19 protein-coding genes are annotated in these 19,685 nt (G+C 71.9%); 7 read left to right on the top strand and 12 right to left on the bottom strand.

All coding sequences use genetic code 11. The features are described from left to right. Positions 1–2: 2 nt before the first annotated feature. From WME89_RS14250 to WME89_RS14235, 4 genes are all read right to left on the bottom strand, one after another. Positions 3–1,682, bottom strand: coding sequence for a serine/threonine-protein kinase (locus tag WME89_RS14250; RefSeq protein ID WP_438009720.1), 1,680 nt, complete (start codon positions 1,680–1,682; stop codon positions 3–5). A 451-nt stretch (positions 1,683–2,133) separates the two neighbouring features. After that, a complete protein-coding gene (locus WME89_RS14245) occupies positions 2,134–2,550 on the bottom strand; it encodes a GFA family protein (protein ID WP_437625725.1) in 417 nt (138 codons plus the stop codon). Positions 2,551–2,629: 79 nt separating this feature from the next. Then, complete coding sequence (locus tag WME89_RS14240; RefSeq protein WP_438009719.1) at positions 2,630–3,022, bottom strand: DUF2809 domain-containing protein; 393 nt, start codon at positions 3,020–3,022, stop codon at positions 2,630–2,632. A 224-nt stretch (positions 3,023–3,246) separates the two neighbouring features. Then, complete coding sequence (locus WME89_RS14235; protein ID WP_438009718.1) at positions 3,247–4,419, bottom strand: FAD-dependent monooxygenase; 1,173 nt, start codon at positions 4,417–4,419, stop codon at positions 3,247–3,249. A 115-nt stretch (positions 4,420–4,534) separates the two neighbouring features. On the opposite strand from WME89_RS14235, the gene WME89_RS14230 reads away from it, so the two are divergent. Beyond that, positions 4,535–5,350: a TetR family transcriptional regulator gene (locus WME89_RS14230; protein WP_438009717.1), complete on the top strand. Its 816-nt coding sequence runs from the start codon at positions 4,535–4,537 to the stop codon at positions 5,348–5,350. A gap of 226 nt (positions 5,351–5,576) precedes the next feature. Here the strand turns inward: WME89_RS14230 and WME89_RS14225 are convergent, their stop codons facing one another. From WME89_RS14225 to WME89_RS14210, 4 genes are all read right to left on the bottom strand, one after another. Then, complete coding sequence (locus tag WME89_RS14225) at positions 5,577–6,341, bottom strand: phytanoyl-CoA dioxygenase family protein (RefSeq protein WP_438009716.1); 765 nt, start codon at positions 6,339–6,341, stop codon at positions 5,577–5,579. A gap of 63 nt (positions 6,342–6,404) precedes the next feature. Then, positions 6,405–6,953, bottom strand: a complete 549-nt coding sequence (locus tag WME89_RS14220) for a hypothetical protein (protein WP_437625722.1) — start codon at positions 6,951–6,953, stop codon at positions 6,405–6,407. Then, on the bottom strand, positions 6,943–7,449 hold the full coding sequence (locus WME89_RS14215) for an RNA polymerase sigma factor (protein ID WP_438009715.1): 507 nt from the start codon (positions 7,447–7,449) through the stop codon (positions 6,943–6,945). The genes WME89_RS14220 and WME89_RS14215 overlap by 11 nt, the downstream gene beginning before the upstream one ends. 47 nt (positions 7,450–7,496) lie before the next feature. Then, positions 7,497–7,628: a hypothetical protein gene (locus tag WME89_RS14210; protein ID WP_436616964.1), complete on the bottom strand. Its 132-nt coding sequence runs from the start codon at positions 7,626–7,628 to the stop codon at positions 7,497–7,499. A 343-nt stretch (positions 7,629–7,971) separates the two neighbouring features. Here WME89_RS14210 and WME89_RS14205 point away from each other — a divergent pair, with 343 nt between their 5' ends. Continuing rightward, positions 7,972–9,390, top strand: coding sequence for a L,D-transpeptidase (locus WME89_RS14205; RefSeq protein ID WP_438009714.1), 1,419 nt, complete (start codon positions 7,972–7,974; stop codon positions 9,388–9,390). 52 nt (positions 9,391–9,442) lie between these two features. Here the strand turns inward: WME89_RS14205 and WME89_RS14200 are convergent, their stop codons facing one another. The 3 genes from WME89_RS14200 to WME89_RS14190 all read right to left on the bottom strand — a co-directional run bounded on the left by WME89_RS14200 (position 9,443) and on the right by WME89_RS14190 (position 12,420). Beyond that, a complete protein-coding gene (locus WME89_RS14200; RefSeq protein ID WP_438009713.1) occupies positions 9,443–10,294 on the bottom strand; it encodes an STAS domain-containing protein in 852 nt (283 codons plus the stop codon). A gap of 213 nt (positions 10,295–10,507) precedes the next feature. Further along, positions 10,508–11,368, bottom strand: a complete 861-nt coding sequence (locus WME89_RS14195; RefSeq protein ID WP_438009712.1) for an STAS domain-containing protein — start codon at positions 11,366–11,368, stop codon at positions 10,508–10,510. 194 nt (positions 11,369–11,562) lie between these two features. Further along, positions 11,563–12,420 carry an STAS domain-containing protein gene (locus WME89_RS14190; protein ID WP_438009711.1) on the bottom strand — a complete coding sequence of 286 codons (858 nt, stop codon included), beginning with the start codon at positions 12,418–12,420 and terminating at the stop codon, positions 11,563–11,565. 287 nt (positions 12,421–12,707) lie between these two features. Between WME89_RS14190 and WME89_RS14185 the strand changes: the two genes are divergently transcribed. Then, positions 12,708–13,397, top strand: coding sequence for an NUDIX hydrolase (locus WME89_RS14185; protein ID WP_437625716.1), 690 nt, complete (start codon positions 12,708–12,710; stop codon positions 13,395–13,397). Between the two features lie 80 nt (positions 13,398–13,477). Here the strand turns inward: WME89_RS14185 and WME89_RS14180 are convergent, their stop codons facing one another. Further along, positions 13,478–14,176 carry a DUF2238 domain-containing protein gene (locus WME89_RS14180; RefSeq protein ID WP_437625715.1) on the bottom strand — a complete coding sequence of 233 codons (699 nt, stop codon included), beginning with the start codon at positions 14,174–14,176 and terminating at the stop codon, positions 13,478–13,480. Positions 14,177–14,604: 428 nt separating this feature from the next. Between WME89_RS14180 and WME89_RS14175 the strand changes: the two genes are divergently transcribed. The 4 genes from WME89_RS14175 (at position 14,605) to WME89_RS14160 (ending at position 19,665) form a co-directional block, all read left to right on the top strand. Then, a complete protein-coding gene (locus tag WME89_RS14175) occupies positions 14,605–15,447 on the top strand; it encodes a protein phosphatase 2C domain-containing protein (protein ID WP_438009710.1) in 843 nt (280 codons plus the stop codon). Positions 15,448–15,553: 106 nt separating this feature from the next. Next, the gene (locus WME89_RS14170) at positions 15,554–17,473 is read left to right on the top strand and encodes a hypothetical protein (protein WP_438009709.1); all 1,920 of its coding nucleotides are present in this window, start codon (positions 15,554–15,556) and stop codon (positions 17,471–17,473) included. A 55-nt stretch (positions 17,474–17,528) separates the two neighbouring features. Further along, positions 17,529–18,575, top strand: coding sequence for a nicotinamidase (locus tag WME89_RS14165; protein WP_438009708.1), 1,047 nt, complete (start codon positions 17,529–17,531; stop codon positions 18,573–18,575). 265 nt (positions 18,576–18,840) lie between these two features. Next, positions 18,841–19,665 (top strand): hypothetical protein, encoded by an 825-nt coding sequence (locus WME89_RS14160; protein WP_438009707.1) that lies wholly within the window; start codon positions 18,841–18,843, stop codon positions 19,663–19,665. Positions 19,666–19,685 lie beyond the last annotated feature (20 nt).

Raw genomic sequence — 19,685 nt, 5'->3', positions numbered from 1 at the left:
GCTCACTGGAACGGGTCTTCCAGGTCGCCCTTCCTGACGGTGCCCCTCGTGGTCGCCGCCGCCCTCTTCAACGACACGGTGAGCGCGCCGTCCGCTTCGGCCGGGAATTCCTGCGCCTGCTCCTGGTAACCGGGCGACTTGAAGGTGAGCTTCACGGCGCGCCCGCGCGGCAAGCGCAGCGGCCCCGGCGCCTTGCCGACGAGCTTGCCCTCGCTCCACACCTCGATCTCCTTCGGCGTCGCCTGGATCTGGAGCTCGACCTCGGGCGGCGCCGCGCGGGCGCTCGCCGTGGGCACGTCCGCGGGCGCCGGCGCGGCCGAGGCGGCGGGCGCCGGCGCGACCGGGGCGAGCAGCGCGGCAAACTCCGGCGCAGCCAACGCCGGCGCGCGCGGGGCGTCGGCCAGAGGCTCGCTGCCCCCGAGGTGCAGCATGAGCGCGGCGGCCGCGGCGACGCCGAGGATGGCGACCGCGGCGAGCGCTGCCCTCCGCCGCGACGCCGCGGCCGGTGTGCTCTCCACCTTGCCCGGCAGCGACCGCTGCAGCACCGTCTCGGTCCCGTTGCGGTCCGTGCTCGCGTCCGCGACGGGACCCGGCTGCGTCGGCGCGAGCCCGGCGGCCAGCGGCTCCGCGGCTGCGATGCGCGCGCGGCGCCCGGCGGCGTCGCTCTCGCCGCGCCCGACGGCGGCGTCGCTCGCCCGCAGCAGGCCCGTGGGCACGTCGTAACCTGCGCCCCGCGCGGCCTCCACGAGCGCCGCGGTCGCCTCGAGCAGCGACGCCGGGCGGCTCGCGGGGTCCTTCTCGAGCATCCGCAGGAGCGGCGCGTCGAGCGCCGGCGACAGGTGCGTGGTCAGGCTCGACATCGGGGGAGCCGGCTCCGACGTGTGCTTCATCAGGAGGTCGAACGCGGTCTCGCCGTCGAACGGCGGCGCGCCGGCGAGCAGCTCGTGCGCCAGGATCCCGAACGAGTAGACGTCCGTCCGGTGATCGACGTTTTTGCCGCGGCACTGCTCGGGGGACATGTAGAGCGGCGTCCCTATCAGGTGCCCCGTCCGCGTCTTGTGCGCCGTCGTCGAGGACTCGCCGAGCAGCTTGGCGATGCCGAAGTCGAGCAGCTTCGGGAAGATCGCCCCGTCCTCGTCGAAGACCAGGAACACGTTCTCGGGCTTGAGGTCGCGGTGGGCTATGCCGGCGGCGTGCGCGGCGTCGAGCGCGCGCGCGATCTTGACGAGGATGGGCAGCGCCTCGGCGGGCGGGAGGCGCCCGCGCTTGCGGCGGTAGGCGTCGAGGGTCATCCCCTCGAGCAGCTCCATCACGTAGTAGTGCCGGCCGTCCTCGAGGGCGCCGAACGAGAAGATGTCGATGATGTTGCGGTGCCGGATCTGGTTCACGGCCCGCGCCTCGGCGACGAAGCGGGAGACGAGCTGCGGGTTCGCCGAGCACTGGCGGCTCAGGACCTTGATGGCCGCCGCCTTGCCGATGACCGGGTGCATGGCGCGGTAGACCGTGCCGAAGCCCCCTACCCCGATCTTCGCCTCGATGCGGTACTCGCCGACCGGAGTGCCTGGCGCGAGATCCGGATCGACGCCCGGCAGCGCGGGGTCTGGCGAGAGCGTTTCAGCGCCCGGCGGGCAAGCGACGACGCCGTCCGCATGCTCGGTTCGGCACGTAGGGCATGTCGACATGAGGAAGCCAGGGAGAGCGTACACGGGGAGCCCGTCGCAGCACAGACCCCGAGCGTCGCAAACCGACCGGAGCTCTGGCGGGCGGGTGCTCACCGAGGCGCGCCCCTGCCTCGTGGCGCGCCTCGGGGAGCGCCGCGCTGCGCGGTCCCAGTACAGGAGAGCATGTCGATCGGATAGGTCCGCCGCAAGAGCTATGTCCACGGGACCCGTGGAACCCCGCCGTAGCCCACATCTCCACACGCTGACAGCGCCCGCTTGCTCGGCGTCCAGGCTGCACCAGCACGCTGGAGGGGGATCGGTCCAGGTTACGGTTGCAGCGTCCACGCGGCCGACTCTCGCCAGCTCGGTGATGCCATCTGCGTACAAATCGAGTGAATATCCTGAACCGGAGGCAGCTTGCAATTGCTGGGCGTCTCCGGTCCGCGAAGAGCTCAACGGACCGGCGTTGGTCCTAGCTCTGGCTGCCGGTCTTGTTACCGCGGTAGTCGGTGGCCCCCGGGATGACGGGAAGCCAGGGCACGCGGTGCACGGTCCAGAGCTGGAAGGACGGCGGCGGCAGGTCGCTCGGCCGGTCCATCGTGCCCAGGAAGATATCGAGCTCCCGGGACCCGTCGCGGCGCCAGAACAGGGACGAACCGCAGGTCGAGCAGAACTGACGGACAGCGACGCTGGAGGACCGATAGGTGGCGGGTGAGCCGGAGAGCACCTCGAAGCGCTCTTCCGGGAAGGTGGCGAACGCCGGCATCGGCGCGCCGCTCTGTCGCCGGCACTGGCTGCAGTAGCAGACATTGGTGCTCGACGGCGCGCCGCGCGCGCGGTAGCGAATCGCGCCGCACAGACAGCCGCCGGTGTGGTGAGCCTCGGGCATGGACGTCGCCTCCGTGTTCCTGGATGGTGCGAGCGCCAGCCTGGCCGTTCCGGGCGCGCGCCGCAACCGCGGCGCTGCCTCATACGGAGGCCCGGAACGGCCGGCAGAGCGCATAACCCAGGGCGCAGCCGAGGCCGTAGAGCGCGAAGTCCACGGGATCGAACCCGCCGTTCGCGCCGAGCAGGAGCCGCCCCGGGGTGGTGCTGCGCGCCGCCCGGAGCCAGGGCCACTCGCTCAGCTGGAGCAGCTCGATCGCGCACGTCCCGGCGAGAACGGCGAGCGCCAGACGATGGGTGCGGGCGGAGATCCACACGAGCTGCGCGGCAGCGATCCACACGACCTCATAGAGCACCGCGCCGGCGCTGTTGCGCAGCCAGACCGGACCGCCGTGGAACCGGGCGATCAGGCCGACGGGAACGACCGCGGCGATGAGGAGGGCCAGCGCGATGCGCTTGCGGGCGACTTCCGTCATGAGCAGCGTCTAGCACGTTGTCGCCCGGGTTCGTGCCCGGTTTCAGGCGAGAAAGAACAGCAGAGACACAGAGGGCATGCAGAAAAGAGGAGAGGGTAACAGTTCTTCTCTCCCCTCTGTGCCCTCGGTGCCTCTGCGGTTCAATCTCTTCCCATCAAGGAACCGGGAACGAGCCTGTCCAGAAGGACGGCCAAGCTTCTGTACCGCGGCGGCGCGCCGCGTGCTCAATGAGCATGTCCACCCATGTGGGGAGGCCGATCGGCGCCCCGGCGGACATTGCCCGCCCCGCCCAGCGTCCACAGGCGCATGGCGAGGTTGCGCACCGCGATGCCGCCGCGCGTGGCCGGCACGAGCAGCGCGGCCGCCGTGGTGAACGCGCGGCCCTTCGGGTCGACCAGCACGCGGTGGCGAGCCTCGTACTCGCGGAACGCGCGCGGGTGGTCGTCGGGCCTCTCCGCGAGCGCCTCGGCGAGCGTGAACGCGCCCGCGATGGCCAGGCTCGAGCCGTCGCCGAAGAGCGAGAGGCACGACGCGGCGTCGCCCAGCAGCGCGACGCGGCCGCGCGACCATGACACTAGGCGCACGCGGCTGACGGCGTCGAAGTACAGATCGTCCGAGGTGCGCACGTGCGCGAGCAGCTCGGGCACGCGCCAGCCGGCGTCCGCGTACGCCTCGGCGACGAGCCGCTTGTGCTGCGCGGCGTCGCGGTGGTCGAAGCCCTGCGCCACCGCCGCGCTGCGAAACATGAACGCGGCGATCGCGCGCCCGCGCGCCGGGTGGACCGCGACGGCCCGGCCGGGCGTGTTGTACATCACGACCTGGCGCGGCGGCTCGACGGCGCCCGCGAGCGGCACCGTCGCGACGAACATCCCCAGCGGCTGCACGAACGACGACTCGGGCCCGAACGCCAGGCGGCGCACCGCGGAGTGCAGCCCGTCAGCCCCGAACACCAGGTCGAACCGCCGCGGTCGCCCGCGCTCGAACTCGACCTCGACGCCGCCGCCGTCCTCGCGGAGCGCGGTGATGGCGTCGTGAAAGACGTACTCCGCGTGGTCGCGGCTCGCCTCGAGCAGGATCGCTGCCAGGTCCCCGCGCGGCAGCTCGACCTCGCGGCCGCCGCCGCGGCCCTGCGTCGCGAGCCGGCCCGCGCGCCGGCCACGGTCGTCCACGAAGACCAGCTCGGTCACGGCCGTGCCCGCGTCGCGCACCCTGGGCATCACGCCCATGCGCTCGACCACCTCGACCGCGCGGCCGCGCACGTCGACGGGGCTGCCGCTCGAGCGCAGCGCGGCGGCGCGCTCGACGACGGTGCAGCGGTAGCCGCGGCGCGCGAGCCAGTACGCCAGCGTCGGCCCGGCGATGCCAGCTCCGGAGATCAACACGGTGCGATCGTTCATCACGGCCTCCATGTACGGTACGAGCGGGCGGCTCGCTGACCATTGGTCATGGTTTGAACGTAGAGATTGCCCAGCGGTCAGTCAACCGGTACCGTCTCCGGACCGCTCACACCCCATGAGGACCGACGAGACCCACGCCCGCGGCGCGCCCTCCGGCGCGGTCGACCCGGGCGACACCCGCGCGCGCATCCTCGACGCCGCGCTGCGCGAGTTCTCCGCGCGCGGCTATCACGCCACCTCCGTGCGCGAGCTCGCCGCGCGCGTCGGCGTGACGAAGACGGCGGTGCTCTACCACTTCCCCGGCAAGGCCGACATCCTCGCCGCGCTCGCCGAGCCGATGCTGAGCGCGCTCGAGGCCACCGTCGCCGCGGCGGCGCGGCTCGACCAGCCGCGCGCCCGGTGGGCCGTGATCGAGGGGCTGCTGGAGGTGTGGCTGACGCACCGGCACCTGATCCGCACGAGCCTGCACGACCTGGGGCTCGCCGAGGTGGGCGGCGTGTTCGCGCGGTTCCGCGACGCGCTCGTGCGCGCCAACCACCTGGTCGCCGGCCCGCGCGCCGACTTCGCGCGGCGCGTGCGCGCGGCGCAGGCGATCGCGATGCTGAGCGACCCTGTCGTGCTCTTCGCCGACGCGCCGACCGACGCGCTGCGCGCCGAGATCCTGCGCGGCGTTCGGCAGCTGCTCGGCGCGCCCGGCCCGCGCGCGCGGGCCGGGCGCGCGGCGTCGGGCCCGGCGGCGGACGGCAGCGCACGAGAGGGCGACGAAGGGCCGGCGCGCCCCCGGCGCGGGCGCCCGGCGGCCATGAGCGCGGCGATGGTGGCGCGGGCGCGGTCGATGCACGCGGCCGGCAGCAGCGCCGAGCAGATCGCGGCGCGGCTGGGCGTCTCGCGCGCGACGGTGTACCGGCACCTCACGCTGACGGACGAATAACGAGACTTTTTGAGACTATTTTTGATACTAAACGGTTATTTTTGAGATAGCCGCGCGGCGCCCCGCTCCGCGCGCCGAGCCGCACCAGGCGAATGCGCCATCGTTGAGCCGCGAAGGCGCCGAGGACGCCAGAGGGCGCGGAGAACACCCCCTCATGTCTCCCGGCGTCCCTGGCGCCTCGGCGGTCGTTCTCTTCTGCTCGGTACGTGACCCCGGGCCGGCCCGATCACTCCATCAGCCCCAGGACGTGGCGCGCCGCAGGGGGTAGGCCGCAGGCCTCGTCCACCGTGGTGCACGACATGCGGCGGTGCTCCCGCGCGACGAAGCCGCACTGGAGCGCGCGCCGCGGGGCGCCGCTCCGGTTGCGCGTCCCGGAGTGCCAGAGATGGCCGTTGAAGACGAGCACCGAGCCCGCCTCCGCCTCGACCGTCACCTCCTGCGGGTGATGGCGGGCTGGATCCGCGAGGTCCTTCGGCGGCCGGCGCCGCAGCTCGTGAGACCCGGGCACAAGCCGCGTCGCGCCGTTGTCCGGCGTGACGTCGTCCAGGTACCACAGCGCCGTGACGACGTGGAACGCGCCCGGCTCGCCCGGCCCGCTCCAGTCCATGTGGAGGCCCTGCTGCCCCAGGCCGGGACGCGGGCAGCGCCACGCCACCGCGCCCAGCGCGAACGGCCGGCGGAGCACGTGCCACGCCGCCGCGAGCAGCCGGGGCCACCGGAGGGCGCGGAGCACGGCGCCCTGGTGCTCACCGAGGCGAGCCAGCTGCTGGTTGCCGCCCTGGGCCGAGCCGCCGTCGCCCCCGGCCCCCGACCCGTCGCAGTCAGCGCGCAGCGCCTCGAGCCACGCGGGGTCGACCACCGAGCGGAACAGGACGTAACCCGCGTCGTCCAGCGCGCGCCCCTCGCCGGCAGAGAGCGCGGCGGGCCCCGCGCCGAGCGCGGCCAGGGCCTCCTCGAACGCGGCGTCCCGGGGGTGCGCGGCCTCCTCCATGGCGCCCAGCATACACCGCGGCTGGCGGGCTGGGCTCCTGCGCCGCCGGCCCGCGCTGCGGCGTCACGCGCCGCCGCGCGCGGGGCGGAGCGCGAGCGGCGCCGTGCCGGCGAGCAGCCCCGCCGCGAGCGCGAGCACGCCGCCGAAGCCGACGCAAGCGCACCCGAGCGCGCCGGTCAGGGCGGCGACGCCGCACGCCGAGGCCCAGGAGGCCCCGAGCCGCTCGGACCGGCGCAGCGCGCGCGAGAGCAGCGCGCCGGCGGCGACCCCGCCCGCCAGGCACGCGGGGACGCAGATCGACACGCACCCTTCCGGCGTGCACAGGTGACCGTGGACGCGCGCCGCGTGGGCCACCGCGAAGGGCACGAGCCCCGCCGCGACGCCCGGGAGCACGCCCCGGCCGAGCTGCCGCCCTCGCCACGACAGCAGCGCCGCGGTGACGTAGAGCGCCGCGCCGATGACGGCGGTGGTGAGCGGACGGTCGCTCATCAGCGCGGCCACGAGCGCGACGGCGACCGTCGGGCTCGCCGCCCAGGCCGCCCGTCGCGCCCTCCCGCGCTCGTACGCGTGATAGGCCCTCTCCTTCAGGCCAGCGAGCGCCTCAGGTTCCATAGATCCTCCTCCACGCCTCCCGGAGGCGGGCAAATGCGCGCTCGCGGCGCTTGCGGAACGCCGCGCCCGATATCGATGGATCGCGGTCGCCTTCCAGCACGGTCGCCCGCAGCGTCTCGCGATCCGCCTCGGCGAGCGTGCCGAGCACCTCGCGCGCCGCGTCGTCCAGGTCCCGGGCGATCGCCGCGTCCTCCGGCGTGGGCACGTCGGCCGCGATCGACGGGACGAGCTCGTCCGGCGCCTCCCGGGACCGGGCGCGCCGCCGCCGCGCGGTGCGGCACTCCCACGCCGCGATCGCGAGCGCCCAGGTGAGGGCGTCCGCCTCGGGGTCGAACGTGCTGGCGCGGTCGAAGATCTTGAGGAGCGCCTGCTGCGCCGCGTCCTCCGCGTCCGCCTCGCCCCCGAGCATGCGGCGGCAGAACGCGCTGATCGCCGGCCAGAGGGCGGCGTAGACAGGGTCGAACGCCGCGCGATCGCCGTCAGCCAGGCGTCTCATCGACGCGTTGAGCAGCGATCGCGCGCGGGGTTCCAACGGCTAGATCCTCAGCCGCAGGGGCAGTCCGGGCAGGGGCAATCCGCGCACGGACAGCCGCCCGCGAGCTGCGTACCAGCATAGGCCACCGCCGGGATTCCGAGGACGGCCGCGATCAGGGTCACCTTGAGCCAACGACGCATGGGCGCTCTCCTTCGATGTCACGGCCGGCTGTCGTCGCCGGCCTTCCCCGGCTCTAGGCGCGAGCAGGGCCGAGCGTGACACCGCGCCGATCGAAATGCTGGCGCCGGGCACGTCGCCGCCGATCTCCGCACCTCCCGGGCCGCGCGCCATGCAACCGGCGCTCGCGCCGCGAGCCCCTTGTTCCAGCTTTGCAGGTCATTCCGCCGGACGGGCGCGACGTGCTAGGGTGTCGCGCCTATGCCCGGCCGCTTCTGTAGTGCTGCCCTTGGCGTCCTGTGGCTCGGGTGCACGTCGTCGCGGCACGACGCCGGTCCGGGCGCCGGTCCGGTGGGGAGCGCCGGCGTGGCGGTCGCAGAGCCCGCCGACGGGCGCGCCGCGGGCGCCCTGGGCGCCACCCTGCCCGCCGTCGCCCCGGATCCCTCCCTCGCGGCTCCGGCCGCCGCGGCGCCGCCCGTCCCGGCCGCGGAGGAGCCGGCCAGGGCGGCGCCGCCGGCCCCGACCCGCGTGTACGCGCGGAGCCGCGAGGTGCTGATCCGGGCCGCGCCGCGGCCCAAGTCCCAGTGGGTCGGCCAGCTCTCGCTCGGCGGCTCGGTCCGGCTGAAGAGCGCCGCCCCCCTGCGGGGCTCCGGCGACTGCCCGGCTTTCTACGCCGTCGAGCCGCGCGGCTACGTCTGCGTCGACGGCGAGCGCGCCACCCTCGACGCGGCCGATCCGCTGCTCCAGACGCTGGCCGCCCACGCCCCGCTCGTCGATCAGCCGCTGCCGTACCGCTACGGCGAGTCGCTCGGGCTCAAGCGCCTCCTGGAGGTGGAGGGCATCGCCACCCCGGAGTGGCCCTCGGGGATGCACGATCTGCGTCACATGCAGGTCCGCCCGCGGTCGTCGGTCGCGTGGACGAGGGAGGTCGAGGCCGGCGGGGCGACATGGCTCTGGGCCGCCGATCTCACGTTCGTGCCGAAGGACAAGGTCAAGCCGTACGAGGGCGCCGCCTTCCAGGGGGTACACCTCACCTCCGAGGTGCGCCTGCCCATCGCGTTCTTTCGCCGCAAGCCGCGCCCCAAGTACCGCCTCACGGAGGGGAACCAGCTCGAGAAGACGGACGCCGTGTGGGAGCGCCTCGACCGGGTCGAGTTGACGGGCAAATCGAGGCAGGTCGGCGAGCGGACGTACCTGGAGACGCGCGACGACGGGAGCTGGGTGCTGGAGCGAGATGCGGTGGTCGTCAGGCCGCGGAAAGGGCGGACCCCGTGGGGGCGCCCCATCCGGCTCGACGGCGGGCCGCCCGCGGCGCAGGCCGACGGGCCGAGGAACACGTGGGTCGAGATCGCGGCCCTCGACGGCTGGCTCATCGCCTACGAGGACGACCGGCCCGTCTTCGCGACGCTCATCTCGGCCGGGCGCAACGGGGCCGAGGAGCCGGAGCGGACCGAGCCGTTCGTGCCGCCTTCCACGACCCCGCTCGGCCAGCACCGCATCACCCGCAAATGGGTGACGAAGACGCTCATCACCCCCCACGTCGACGCCGACGACTGGATCGAGGCGGAGGTGCCGTGGAGCCAGCACTTCTTCAGCAAGTACCTCCTGCACGCGGCGTACTGGCACAACAACTGGGGCGACGGGCAGAGCGGCGGCTGCGTGAACCTCTCGCCGGTCGACGCGAAGTGGCTCTTTCACTGGACCGAGCCGTCGGTGCCGGAGGGGTGGTACGCAGTCCAGGCCACGCGCAAGGACCCCACGACGCGCGTCGTGATCCACCGCTGATCCGCCGCCCCCCCGGCGCGCCCTGCGCCCGCCGGAGGGGCCGCGCGAGCCGCTATTTCGCCGGCGCGCTGCCCGCCTCGCCCGCCGCGGCCATGCGCCGCATGCACAGCTTGAGGCCGGCGCGCAGGTTGCCCACCGTCGTGACCTCCGAGAGGTCGAGCCCGAGCGCGATCATCGTCTGCGCCACGTTCGCCCGGATCCCCGTGATGATCCCCTCCGCGCCCAGCAGCCGGATGGCCTTGATCATCTCGATGAGGTACCCGGCTGTCTGCGTGTCGACAGCGTCGACCCCGGTGAGGTCGAGGATCGCGTACCGAGCGTCCTTGTTCACGATCGCCGTGAGCAGGTTATCCATCACCTCGGAGATCCGCAGGCTGTCCACGACGCCCACCATGGGCAGCGTCAGCACCTTGTCCCAGACCTCGATGATCGGCGTCGAGAGATCGCGGATGACGTCCTGCTGCTTCTCGATCAGCGCCAGCTTGTTTTGCAGCTCGAGCTCTCGCTGCCTCCCCGCCGTGGCGTCCATGGTGATGCTGACCACGCCGGGCTCCCCGCGATCGTCGCGCACGGGGACGAACCATGTCTCCCAGGTGAGGCCGTGCGCCTCGGTGACCATGTGCGAGGCCTTTCCCTCGAGCGCCTGCTGGAAGGACTCCACGGCCCCCGGAGCGCCAGCGTAGAGCTCGTAGATGCTCTTGCCGAGGACGTCCCCCGGCTGGAGGCCGGAGACCTCCAGCCCCTTGCCGTCATGGAACCTGAAGATGCCCTCGCGATCGAGCCTGCACACGACGACCGGAAGATTGTCGAGGATCGCCCGGAGGAGCAGCGCTGCCTCTCCGAGCTTCACCTCGGGCTCATTCCGGACCTCCGCCCCCGTCGCCGACGTCTCAGCCCCCGTCATGAGAGTCTTCTACCGCGCTTGCGCGCGGCTCGTCGAGGGTTTGTCGACCTTCGCCGGAACGTTTCGTGAACTATTTCGCGAACTGGCAGGGGGGGAAACATCGCACAGCCCCGCTGAGCCCGGCTGACGCCTGCCCTGCGCGGGTGGGGCACTCGCCATCTCCCGCATCCGCGTCCGTCGGTGAGCGCCAGAGGGCCTCTTCGAGCTCTTATTTCACTCTTGTTTCACCGGCGCGCTGCTCGCCTTGTCCGCCGCGGCCATGCGCCGCATGCACAGCTTGAGGCCGGCGCGCAGATTGCCCACCGTCGTGACCCCCGAGAGGTCGAGCCCGAGCGCGATCATCGTCTGCGCCACGTTCGCCCGGATCCCCGTGATGATCCCCTCCGCGCCCAGCAGCCGGATGGCCTTGATCATCTCGATGAGGTAGCTGGCTGTCTGCGTGTCGACGGCGTCCACCCCGGTGAGGTCGAGGATCGCGTACCGAGCGTCCTTGTTCACGACCGCCGTGAGCAGGTTATCCATCACCTCGGAGATCCGCAGGCTGTCCACGACGCCCACCATGGGCAAGGTCAGCACCTTGTCCCAGACCTCGATGATCGGCGTCGAGAGATCGCGGATGACGTCCTGCTGCTTCTCGATCAGCGCCAGCTTGTGTTGCAGCTCGAGCTCTCGCTGCCTCGCCGCCGTGGCGTCCAGGGTGACGCTGACGAGCCCATCGGGCTCCCCGGCGTCGTCGCGCACGGGGACGTGCCATGTATCGAAGACGGCGCCGTGCGCCTCGTAGACCTCGTGCGTGGGCTCCCCCGCGAACCCGCGACGCAGGCCCCCCACGCCCTCCTCATGGTCCCTGTAGAGCTCGAGCACGTTCGCGCCGACGAGCTGCCCCGGCTTCATGCCGACGGCCCCGAGCCCCTTGCCGTCCTGGAAGGTGAAGACGCCCTCGCGGTCGTACCTGGCCACGCTGATCGGAAGGTTGTCCAGGATGGCGCGGAGCAGCAGCTGCGCCTCCCGGAGCTGCGCCTCGCTCTCGCCCTGCGCATCCGCCCCGCCCGTCGCCCCCTCAACCCCCGTCATGAGAGTCTTCTACCGCGCTCGCGCGCGGCTCGTCGAGGGCTTGTCGACCATCACCGGAGCGTTTCGTGAACCAGCCGGGGGGAATATCGCACAGCCCGGCTGAGCACGCCTGACGCTTGCCTTGCGCGGGTGGCGCACTCGCCACTTCCCGCGTCCGCCGCGCTATGTGCTCGCCAGCGCGCCTGTACGAGCGCTCATTTCACCGGCGCGCTGCCCGCCTCGCCCGCCGCGGCCATGCGCTGCATGCACAGCTTCAGGCCGGCGCGCAGGTTGCCCACCGTCGTCACGCCGGACAGATCGAGCCCGAGCGCGATCATCGTCTGCGCGACGTTCGCCCGGATCCCCGTGATGATCCCCTCCGCACCCAGCAGCCGGATGGCCTTGATCATCTCGATGAGGTCCCCGGCCGTCCGCGTGTCGACCGCCTCGACGCCGGTGAGGTCGAGGATCGCGAACCGAGCGTCCTTGCTCACGATCGCCGACAGCAGGTTATCCATCGCCTCGGAGATCCTCAGGCTGTCCACGACGCCCACCATCGGCAGGGTCAGCACCTTGTCCCAGACCTCGATGATCGGCGTCGACAGGTTGCGGATGACCTCCTGCTGCTTCTCGATGAGCTCGATCTTCGCCCGGAGCTCCTGCTCTCGCCGCTTCGCCGTGGAGCCGTCCAGGCTGATGGTGATCATGCCGTCGATCTCCCCGCCGCCGTCGCGCACCGGGAGGTGCCATGTCTCCCAGGCGGCGCCGTACGCGTCGTAGTTGGTGTGCGAGCTCTTCCCCGCGAGCGCCTGCCGGTTGGTCTCCAGGGTCTCCGGATGGTTTGCGAAGAGCTCGAACACGTTCGCTCCGAGGAGCTGCCCCGGCTTCGCGCCGACGACCTCCAACCCCTTGCCGTCGTGGAACGTGAAGACGCCCTCGCGGTCGTACCTGCACACGGTGATCGGCAGGTGGTCGAGGATGGCGCGGAGGAGCACCTGCGCCTCGCGAAGCTTCGCCTCGAGCTCCTCCCTCGTAGGCTCCCCCGTCGTGGTCGACCCCGCGCCCCCCTGCATACAGTAGCCTTCTACCGCACATACGCGCTGGCCGTCGAGCGTTTGTCGATCGTCGACCGACGTTTGATAGGCCCGCCATGTGAGCGACATCGCACTACCCCGTCGACACCGCTGCTTCGCTGATCCGCCGACGCGGGACATCTCCGCCGTGGGCGCTGGCGTGGAGGGTCGAGGTCCCCCGCGCTGCGCACCCGCCCCCGCGCGGAGGAGCCGGGCTCTGCGAGGCGCGGCTTGACATGGTGTTCGATCGACACCAAGCTTGGTGTGTAAGGTACACGGAGGATCGAATGTCTTTCTCGTACGAGCACCCGCGGCCGGCGCTCACGGTGGATTGCGTCGTGTTCGGGCTCGACGAGGAGGACCTCAAGGTCCTGCTCATCCGCCGGGAGCTCGAGCCATTCCGCGGCAGGTGGGCGCTCCCGGGCGGCTTCGTGCACGTCGACGAGGCGCTGGACGACGCCGCGCGGCGGGAGCTCGCGGAGGAGACGGGGCTCTCGGGGGTGTTCCTGGAGCAGCTCTACACGTTCGGCGCCCCCGGGCGCGACCCGCGCGAGCGCGTCGTCTCGGTGGCGTACTACGCGCTGGTCAAGCTCGGGGACCACCGGGTCAAGGCGGCGACGGACGCGCGCGAGGCGGCGTGGTTCTCGGTGGACGACACGCCGTCGCTCGCCTTCGATCACGAGGAGATCTTCTCGGTCGCGCTGGAGAGGCTCAAGGGCAAGGTGCGGTATCGGCCGATCGGGTTCGAGCTCTTGCCGCCGAAGTTCACGCTGTCGCAGCTCCAGCGGCTCTACGAGAAGATCCTCGAGCGCCCGCTCGACAAGCGCAACTTCCGCAAGAAGGCGCTCGGCACCGGGCTGCTCGTGGAGCTCGACGAGGTCGAGCAGGACGTCGCCCACCGCGCGGCGCGGCTCTACCGGTTCGACCGGCGCAAGTACGAGCGGCTCGAGAAGGACGGGTTCAGCTTCGAGATCTGAGGGCGTGGGGTGCTCATGGAAGGAGCTTCCACGCGGCGTCGGCCGGCACGGGGGAGCTCATCGCGGAGCTTCGACCGCGGTCAGCGCGGCGCCCCTTCGATCAGCCCAGGGACACGCGCCATCGAGCGATCGTGGAGCCCGCCGAGCAGCGGCAGCGCGACCATCGCGCCGATCAGCGCGAGGACCATGTCCCACTGCGCGTCCCAGATGTCGCCTTGCGAGCCGAGGAAGGCCTGCCCCACGTCGGACGCGACGAGCAGCGTGACCCACCACTCGAGGAGCTCCCAGAAAGCGGCGATCGCGAGGACCACCGAGAGGATGAGGAAGGTCAGCCAGCCGCCGCGGCGGAGCGGCGTCCGCCGAAGGAGCACCTCGCGGATCGTGAGCGCGGGGAAGAAGCCGAGCGCGATATGGCCGACGCGATCGTAATGGTTGCGACTCAGATGAAAGGCCTCTTTGGCCCAGCTGCCGAGCGGGGTGAGCGCGTAGGTGTAATAGCCGCCGTAGATCAGGATCAGCATGTGGAGGAAGACACCCCAATAGACGAGTTGGGACATCGGGAAGCGCCGGTAGACGCCGATCAGGACGGCGACGCCGGCCAGGCCGGGGCCCACCTCGAGCATCCAGCTCGTGCGTCCGGCCGCGGGGCTCCACACGGTGGCGATACAGAGGATCGTGAGGACGGCGAGCAGGGTGAGCGGGAGCTTCGCGTGCGCCGCCGTCGTTCGGGGCGCGTCGGAGCTCGGCTCGGGCTTCGAGAGATCGGTCGTGGTGGTCATGCGCTCTCCTGGTTGAGGATCATTACCCCTCCCGTCGATCGGTCAGCCTCGCGGCGCCGCGACGCGCCCACCGTACCGTCCCTGCGGCGGTCGTGACCAGCGCCGTGACGCCGACGAGGAGCCCCGCAGGCTGGCGGTGGAGTGAAGGCAGCCGCTTCAATGCGTGTCAGCGCGCGGTGCCCAAGCGCTGCGCCTCGCGCATTCCGCCCCCCCAGGGTTGACAAGGTGTACAGCGAACACTAAGCTTGGTGTGTACGTAACACGAACGATCGGAGGCTCGCCCCGTTCAGGCCCCCAGGGCCGGCGTCGATGGCGGAGCTCTGACGCTGGGAGCGCCGCGCGTGTGGCGCTCTGACGGGCCGATGTCCGGCCGCAGCGCCCCCTCGCCGGGCGCAGAAGGGATGTCCATGTCTCGCGAGGTCGCTTTCTTGGCTGACGCGGCGGGAGGTTCGCTGTTCCAGATCGCCGGCGGCACGGTGACCGGGACTGACCACCTCGCGGTGGGGCGGCCCAACCAGGACGCCTATGCCTACCGGGCCGAGGGCGGCTGTCTGGCCGCCGTGGTCTGCGACGGCTGCGGCAGCGGCGCGCGCAGCGAGGTGGGGGCGGCGCTCGGGGCGCGGCTCGTGACCGAGCAGGTGCTCGGCGCGCTCCGGCGGGGCGGAGATGTCGAGTCGCCGGCGACGTGGGAAGAGGTGCGGCGCGGGACGCTCGCGCCGCTCCGGGCGGTGGCCGACGGCATGGGCGGGAGCCTCGCCGAGGTCGTGTCGACCTACTTCCTCTTCACGGTGGTCGGCCTCGCGATCTCCGGGGACGCGGCGTGCGTCTTCTCCCTCGGAGACGGCCTCATCGCGCTCGGCGACGAGCTCCTGCGGCTCGGCCCTTTCCCGCGGAACGAGCCCCCGTACCTCGCGTATGGGCTGCTCGATCGCCCGCCGGGCGGCGAGGCGCCGCGCTTCACCGTGCACCGCGCCTTCCCGGCGAGCGCGCTGCGGACTGCCCTGCTCGGGACCGACGGCGCGCTCGATCTGCTGGAGTCGTCGTCGCGGCAGCTCCCGGGCGGCGGCGGCGAGGTCGGCCCGCTCTCGCGCTTCTGGGAGGACGACCGTTACTTCCGGAACCCCGACGCGGTGAGGAGGCGGCTCGCGCTCATCAACCGACAGCTGGCGCGGCCCGTGTGGAAGGAAGAGCGGATGGAGCGCGAGGGCGGGCTGCTCCGCGACGACACGACGCTGGTCATCGTGCGGAGGGCGCGCGTGACGAGCGCCTGAGGCGCGGCGGACGCGGGCGCTTCGCGAGGTCGGCGCGGCGCCTCTCACGCTGGAGCGCGGTGGGTTGATCTGGAGTTGCGCTGGAGTGCGCCCGAAGGAGGCGAAGGTGGACGTGTATCTTGGTGCAAAGCGGGTCCGGCTCGACCCTCGGGCGTCGATCGGCAAGGGCGGCGAGGCGGACGTCTTCGACCTCGGCGACGGCCGGGCGCTCAAGGTGTGGAAGACGCCGGATCACCCCGATTACGCCGGGCAGGACGCCGAGCAGCGCGCCGCGGAGCGCCGCATCGAGCGCCACCAGGACAAGCTGCGCGCCTTCCCGCCGGCGCTGCCCGACCAGGTGATCGCGCCCGTCGAGCTCGCGACCGACAAGTCGAGGAAGCGCCTGGTTGGCTATGCCATGCGCCTCGTGCGCGGCGCGGAGCCGCTCCTGCGCTACGGCGAGCCGTCGATGCGCCACGGCGGGCTCCAGGCGGCCGCCGTCTCCGGGGTGCTCGCGCGGCTCCACCGGACGGTGGCGGCGATCCACGACCACGGCGTGGTGATCGGCGACTTCAACGATCTCAACGTCCTTGTCCTCGGCGGCGAGGCGTTCGTCATCGACGCCGACAGCTTCCAGTTCGGGCCGTTCCTCTGTCAGGTGTTCACCGAGCGCTTCGTCGACCCGCTGCTCTGCGACCCTTCCCTCCCCCGGCCGGTGCTGGCGCGGCCCTACTCGCGCGACTCCGACTGGTACGCGTTCGCCGTGATGGTCATGCAGAGCCTGCTCTGCGTCGGGCCCCATGGCGGCGTCTTCCGGCCGCGGTCCGCGTCGGCGCGGGTGCCCGAGAGCGCGAGGCCGCTCCGCCGCATCACCGTGTTCGATCGCGAGGTGCGGTATCCGAAGCCGGCGATCCCTTACCGCGTCTTGCCGGACGACCTCCTGGACGCGCTGTACCGCGTCTTCGTCAAGGACGAGCGCGGCGTGTTCCCGCGCCGCCTGCTCGACGCGCTCGCCTGGACGAGGTGCCCGGGGTGCGGCGTGGAGCACGCGCGCGCCGCCTGCCCGACCTGCGCCGGCGCCGCGCCGGCCGCGGTGAAGGCGTCGACGGTGGTCCACGGCGAGGTGCTCGCGACGCGGGTCCTGAGCACGCGCGGGGTGATCCTCGCCGCGTCCGTCGGGCCGGGCGGGCTCTGCGCCTTGATCCACGAGGGCGGGCGCTTCTTGCGGGAAGACGGCGCCGCCGTCATGTCCGGCGCCCCTCACCCCGCGATGCGCTTCGCGGTGCAGGGCAGCGCGACCTTGATCGGCCGGGGCGGCGAGCTCGTGGTGCTCTCGCCGGGCGCCGCGCCCGAGCGGATCCCGGTGGATTGCCTGGGGACGCGGCCGATCTTCGACGTCAACGCGCGGGCCCGCTACTGGACGCGCGGCGGGCAGCTGCTGCGCAGCGGCAGGCCGGGCGCCGGCGCGCTCTCGGGCGAGGCGGGCGCGGTCCCGATGGGCGACGTCCTCGCCGGGCAAACGGTGTTCTGGGTGGGTCCCCGCTTCGGGCTCGGCTTCTACCGCGCCGGGAGCGTCTCGATCGCGTTCGTGTTCGACGCCGAGCGGCCTGGCCTCAAGGACACGGTCAAGCTGCCTTTCCCCGGCGGCAAGCTCACCGCGGCCACGTGCGTGTTCGACGCGGGCGCGGCGCCCGGCGCGGGCCGCGGGCGCGCCTGGCTCTTCCTCGCCGCCGAGCAGGCCGGGCGGACGGTGCACCGCTGCGTCGTCGTGCGCGAGGACGGCGCGGTGGAGGCGACCGCCGACGCCGACGGGGACGGCGGCTCGTGGCTCGGGTCGCTCTCGGGCAAGTGCGCGGCCTCGGGGTTCCTGCTCTCGGCGAGCGACAGCGGCGTAGTCCGCGTCGAGGTCCGAGGGGGAGCGCTCGTCGAGACGCGGCAGTTCCCCGGCACCGAGCCGTTCGTCAACCAGGCTTCCCGGCTGCTCGTCGGCCCCGAGGGGCTGTTCGTCGTCGACGCGCAGGCGATCACCTTGCTTCGCATCTCGTGAATCCACGGCTGAGCTGGCGGCCCGCCATCGCGGACCGCCCGAGAGGAGAGAGACAATGAAAACGACAGAGCTCCCGATGCCCGCCTTCTACGATCCGAGGAACGCCGAGCGGTGGGGTTACCACCCCGACGAGACGGCGCTCCACGGCGCGGCCGCCGCGTGGCGGAAGGCGCACGGCGTGAAGCCGTCGGCGGCGGACGCGCAGAACGTCCACCTCCTGCTCATCGACGTGCAGAAGGACTTCTGCTTCCCGCAGGGGTCGCTCTACGTCGCCGGCAGGAGCGGCACGGGCGCGGTGGACGACAGCCGCCGCATCGCCGAGTTCATCTACAGGAACCTCGCGTCCATCACGAACGTCACCGTCACGATGGACACCCACTTTGCTTACCAGATCTTCTTCCCTGCCTTCTGGGTGGATCGCGAGGACCGGCCGCTCAGCGCGCACCGCGAGATCACGACCGCGCAGATCGACGCCGGCGAGGTGCGGCCGAACCCGGCGGTGGCGAGGTGGCTTTGCGGCGGGAGCTACCCGTGGCTCATGAAGCAGGTCCGGTACTACTGCGAGGAGCTCGAGAAGGCAGGTAAATACAAGCTTTACCTGTGGCCGCCGCACTGCATCCTCGGCAGCGACGGGCACGCGCTCGCGGGCGTCGTGCACGAGGCGCGGATGTTCCACGCGTTCGCGCGCGGGGTGCAGTCGTGGGTGGAGGTGAAGGGCGGCAACCCGCTCACCGAGAACTACTCGGTGATGCAGCCCGAGGTGCTCACGCGGCACGACGGCCAGCCGCTGGCGCAGCGGAGCACGCTCTTCCTGAAGACGCTGCTCCACGCCGACGCGGTGGTCATCGCCGGCCAGGCGGCGAGCCACTGCGTGCGCAGCTCGATCGAGGACATCCTGACGGAGATCGCGCTGACCGACCGCGCGCTCGCAAAGAAGATCTATGTGATGACCGACTGCATGTCGCCGGTCACGGTGCCCGACGGCAAGGGGGGCTTCGTCGCCGACTTCACCGCCGAGGCGGACAAGGCGCTGGGCCGCTTCGCCGCGGCGGGGATGAACCTGGTGAAGAGCACCGACCCGATCGCGCGGTGGCTCGTCTAGCGCGGCGCTGACCGGCCCGGTGAGGCGAAGAAGAGAAGAGGGAATTTGAACCACAGAGGCACAGAGGACACAGAGGAGAGAGACATGTAAAGATATAGAGATAGAGAGAGATCAACCACTCATCTTCTTATCCTCTGTGCCTCTGTGCCTCTGTGGTTCAATTTTCTTCTCTTTCTCTCATCCGATGGAAAGGCGCCGGCGAACGCGCGACCAGCGCCGGCCGCCCCTGATTCGCGCGCTTGAACGTGTGACCGTGGAGGTTTCGATGAACATGAGCAAGGACGACGGAAACAGGCCGGATCGGAATGGCTCGCTCGACATCGAGCAGCTCTTCGAGGCTGCGCGGGACGAGGGCGCGCTCTCGAACGAGGCGATGCAGGCGCTGCACATCACCGATCTGGGCGCCCAGATCCAGGCCGGCTTCGGCGTGCAGGTGGACGACGTCGCGTCGTCGGAGGTGGTGCTTGTCACGGTGATGCCCGACGACTCCGGGTCCATCAAGTTCGCCGGCAACGCCCGGTCGGTGCGGGACGGGCACAACCTGGTGGTGGGCGCGCTCGCCGACTCGAGGCAGCGCGACTCCATCCTGGCGCACAACCGCTACCTGAACGGGACGGTGCTGTATCCGTACTGCCCGATCGCCCAGGCGGTGAAGATGGACACGAAGAACTATGACCCCCAGCTCGGCACGCCGCTCTACGACCAGACGGTGGTGCTCCTCGGCACGGTGATCGCGAAGGCGCAGGAGTTCGCGCTGAACGGCGTCCCGGCGCGCACGGTCACGCTGATCATCTCGGACGGCGCCGACGCGGGGTCGACGTGGGCCAAGGCGAAGGACGTGTGCGCGCTCGTCCGCGACATGCGGAGGGCCGAGGCCCACATCGTGGCGGCGATCGGAATCGACGACGGGAACACCGACTTCCGCGCCGTCTTCCGCGACATGGGCATCGAGGATCGCTGGATCCTGACGCCGAAGAGCGACGCGACCGACATCCGCAAGGCGTTCGCGCTGTTCTCCCAGTCCGCGGTGCGCGCCAGCCAGGGCGGCACGTCGTTCTCGAAGACGGCGGCCGGGGGCTTCGGCGGATAGGCCGCTTCAGGCCGAAGACG

Source organism: Sorangium sp. So ce321, from assembly GCF_051530195.1.
GTDB lineage: Bacteria > Myxococcota_A > Polyangia > Polyangiales > Polyangiaceae > Sorangium.
This window is presented reverse-complemented; position numbering and strand designations above follow the sequence as displayed.

Bases quoted from the DNA above. Each gene is read 5' to 3' on its own strand.
- WME89_RS14225 (WP_438009716.1), bottom strand. From the start codon at position 6,341: ATGGAGGAGGCCGCGCACCCCCGGGACGCCGCGTTCGAGGAGGCCCTG.
- WME89_RS14190 (WP_438009711.1), bottom strand. From the start codon at position 12,420: ATGCAGGGGGGCGCGGGGTCGACCACGACGGGGGAGCCTACGAGGGAG.
- WME89_RS14165 (WP_438009708.1), top strand. From the start codon at position 17,529: ATGAAAACGACAGAGCTCCCGATGCCCGCCTTCTACGATCCGAGGAAC.
- WME89_RS14185 (WP_437625716.1), top strand. From the start codon at position 12,708: ATGTCTTTCTCGTACGAGCACCCGCGGCCGGCGCTCACGGTGGATTGC.
- WME89_RS14160 (WP_438009707.1), top strand. From the start codon at position 18,841: ATGAACATGAGCAAGGACGACGGAAACAGGCCGGATCGGAATGGCTCG.
- WME89_RS14235 (WP_438009718.1), bottom strand. From the start codon at position 4,419: ATGAACGATCGCACCGTGTTGATCTCCGGAGCTGGCATCGCCGGGCCG.
- WME89_RS14210 (WP_436616964.1), bottom strand. From the start codon at position 7,628: ATGCGTCGTTGGCTCAAGGTGACCCTGATCGCGGCCGTCCTCGGAATC.
- WME89_RS14215 (WP_438009715.1), bottom strand. From the start codon at position 7,449: ATGAGACGCCTGGCTGACGGCGATCGCGCGGCGTTCGACCCTGTCTAC.
- WME89_RS14180 (WP_437625715.1), bottom strand. From the start codon at position 14,176: ATGACCACCACGACCGATCTCTCGAAGCCCGAGCCGAGCTCCGACGCG.
- WME89_RS14245 (WP_437625725.1), bottom strand. From the start codon at position 2,550: ATGCCCGAGGCTCACCACACCGGCGGCTGTCTGTGCGGCGCGATTCGC.
- WME89_RS14240 (WP_438009719.1), bottom strand. From the start codon at position 3,022: ATGACGGAAGTCGCCCGCAAGCGCATCGCGCTGGCCCTCCTCATCGCC.
- WME89_RS14220 (WP_437625722.1), bottom strand. From the start codon at position 6,953: ATGGAACCTGAGGCGCTCGCTGGCCTGAAGGAGAGGGCCTATCACGCG.
- WME89_RS14230 (WP_438009717.1), top strand. From the start codon at position 4,535: ATGAGGACCGACGAGACCCACGCCCGCGGCGCGCCCTCCGGCGCGGTC.
- WME89_RS14200 (WP_438009713.1), bottom strand. From the start codon at position 10,294: ATGACGGGGGCTGAGACGTCGGCGACGGGGGCGGAGGTCCGGAATGAG.
- WME89_RS14250 (WP_438009720.1), bottom strand. From the start codon at position 1,682: ATGTCGACATGCCCTACGTGCCGAACCGAGCATGCGGACGGCGTCGTC.
- WME89_RS14195 (WP_438009712.1), bottom strand. From the start codon at position 11,368: ATGACGGGGGTTGAGGGGGCGACGGGCGGGGCGGATGCGCAGGGCGAG.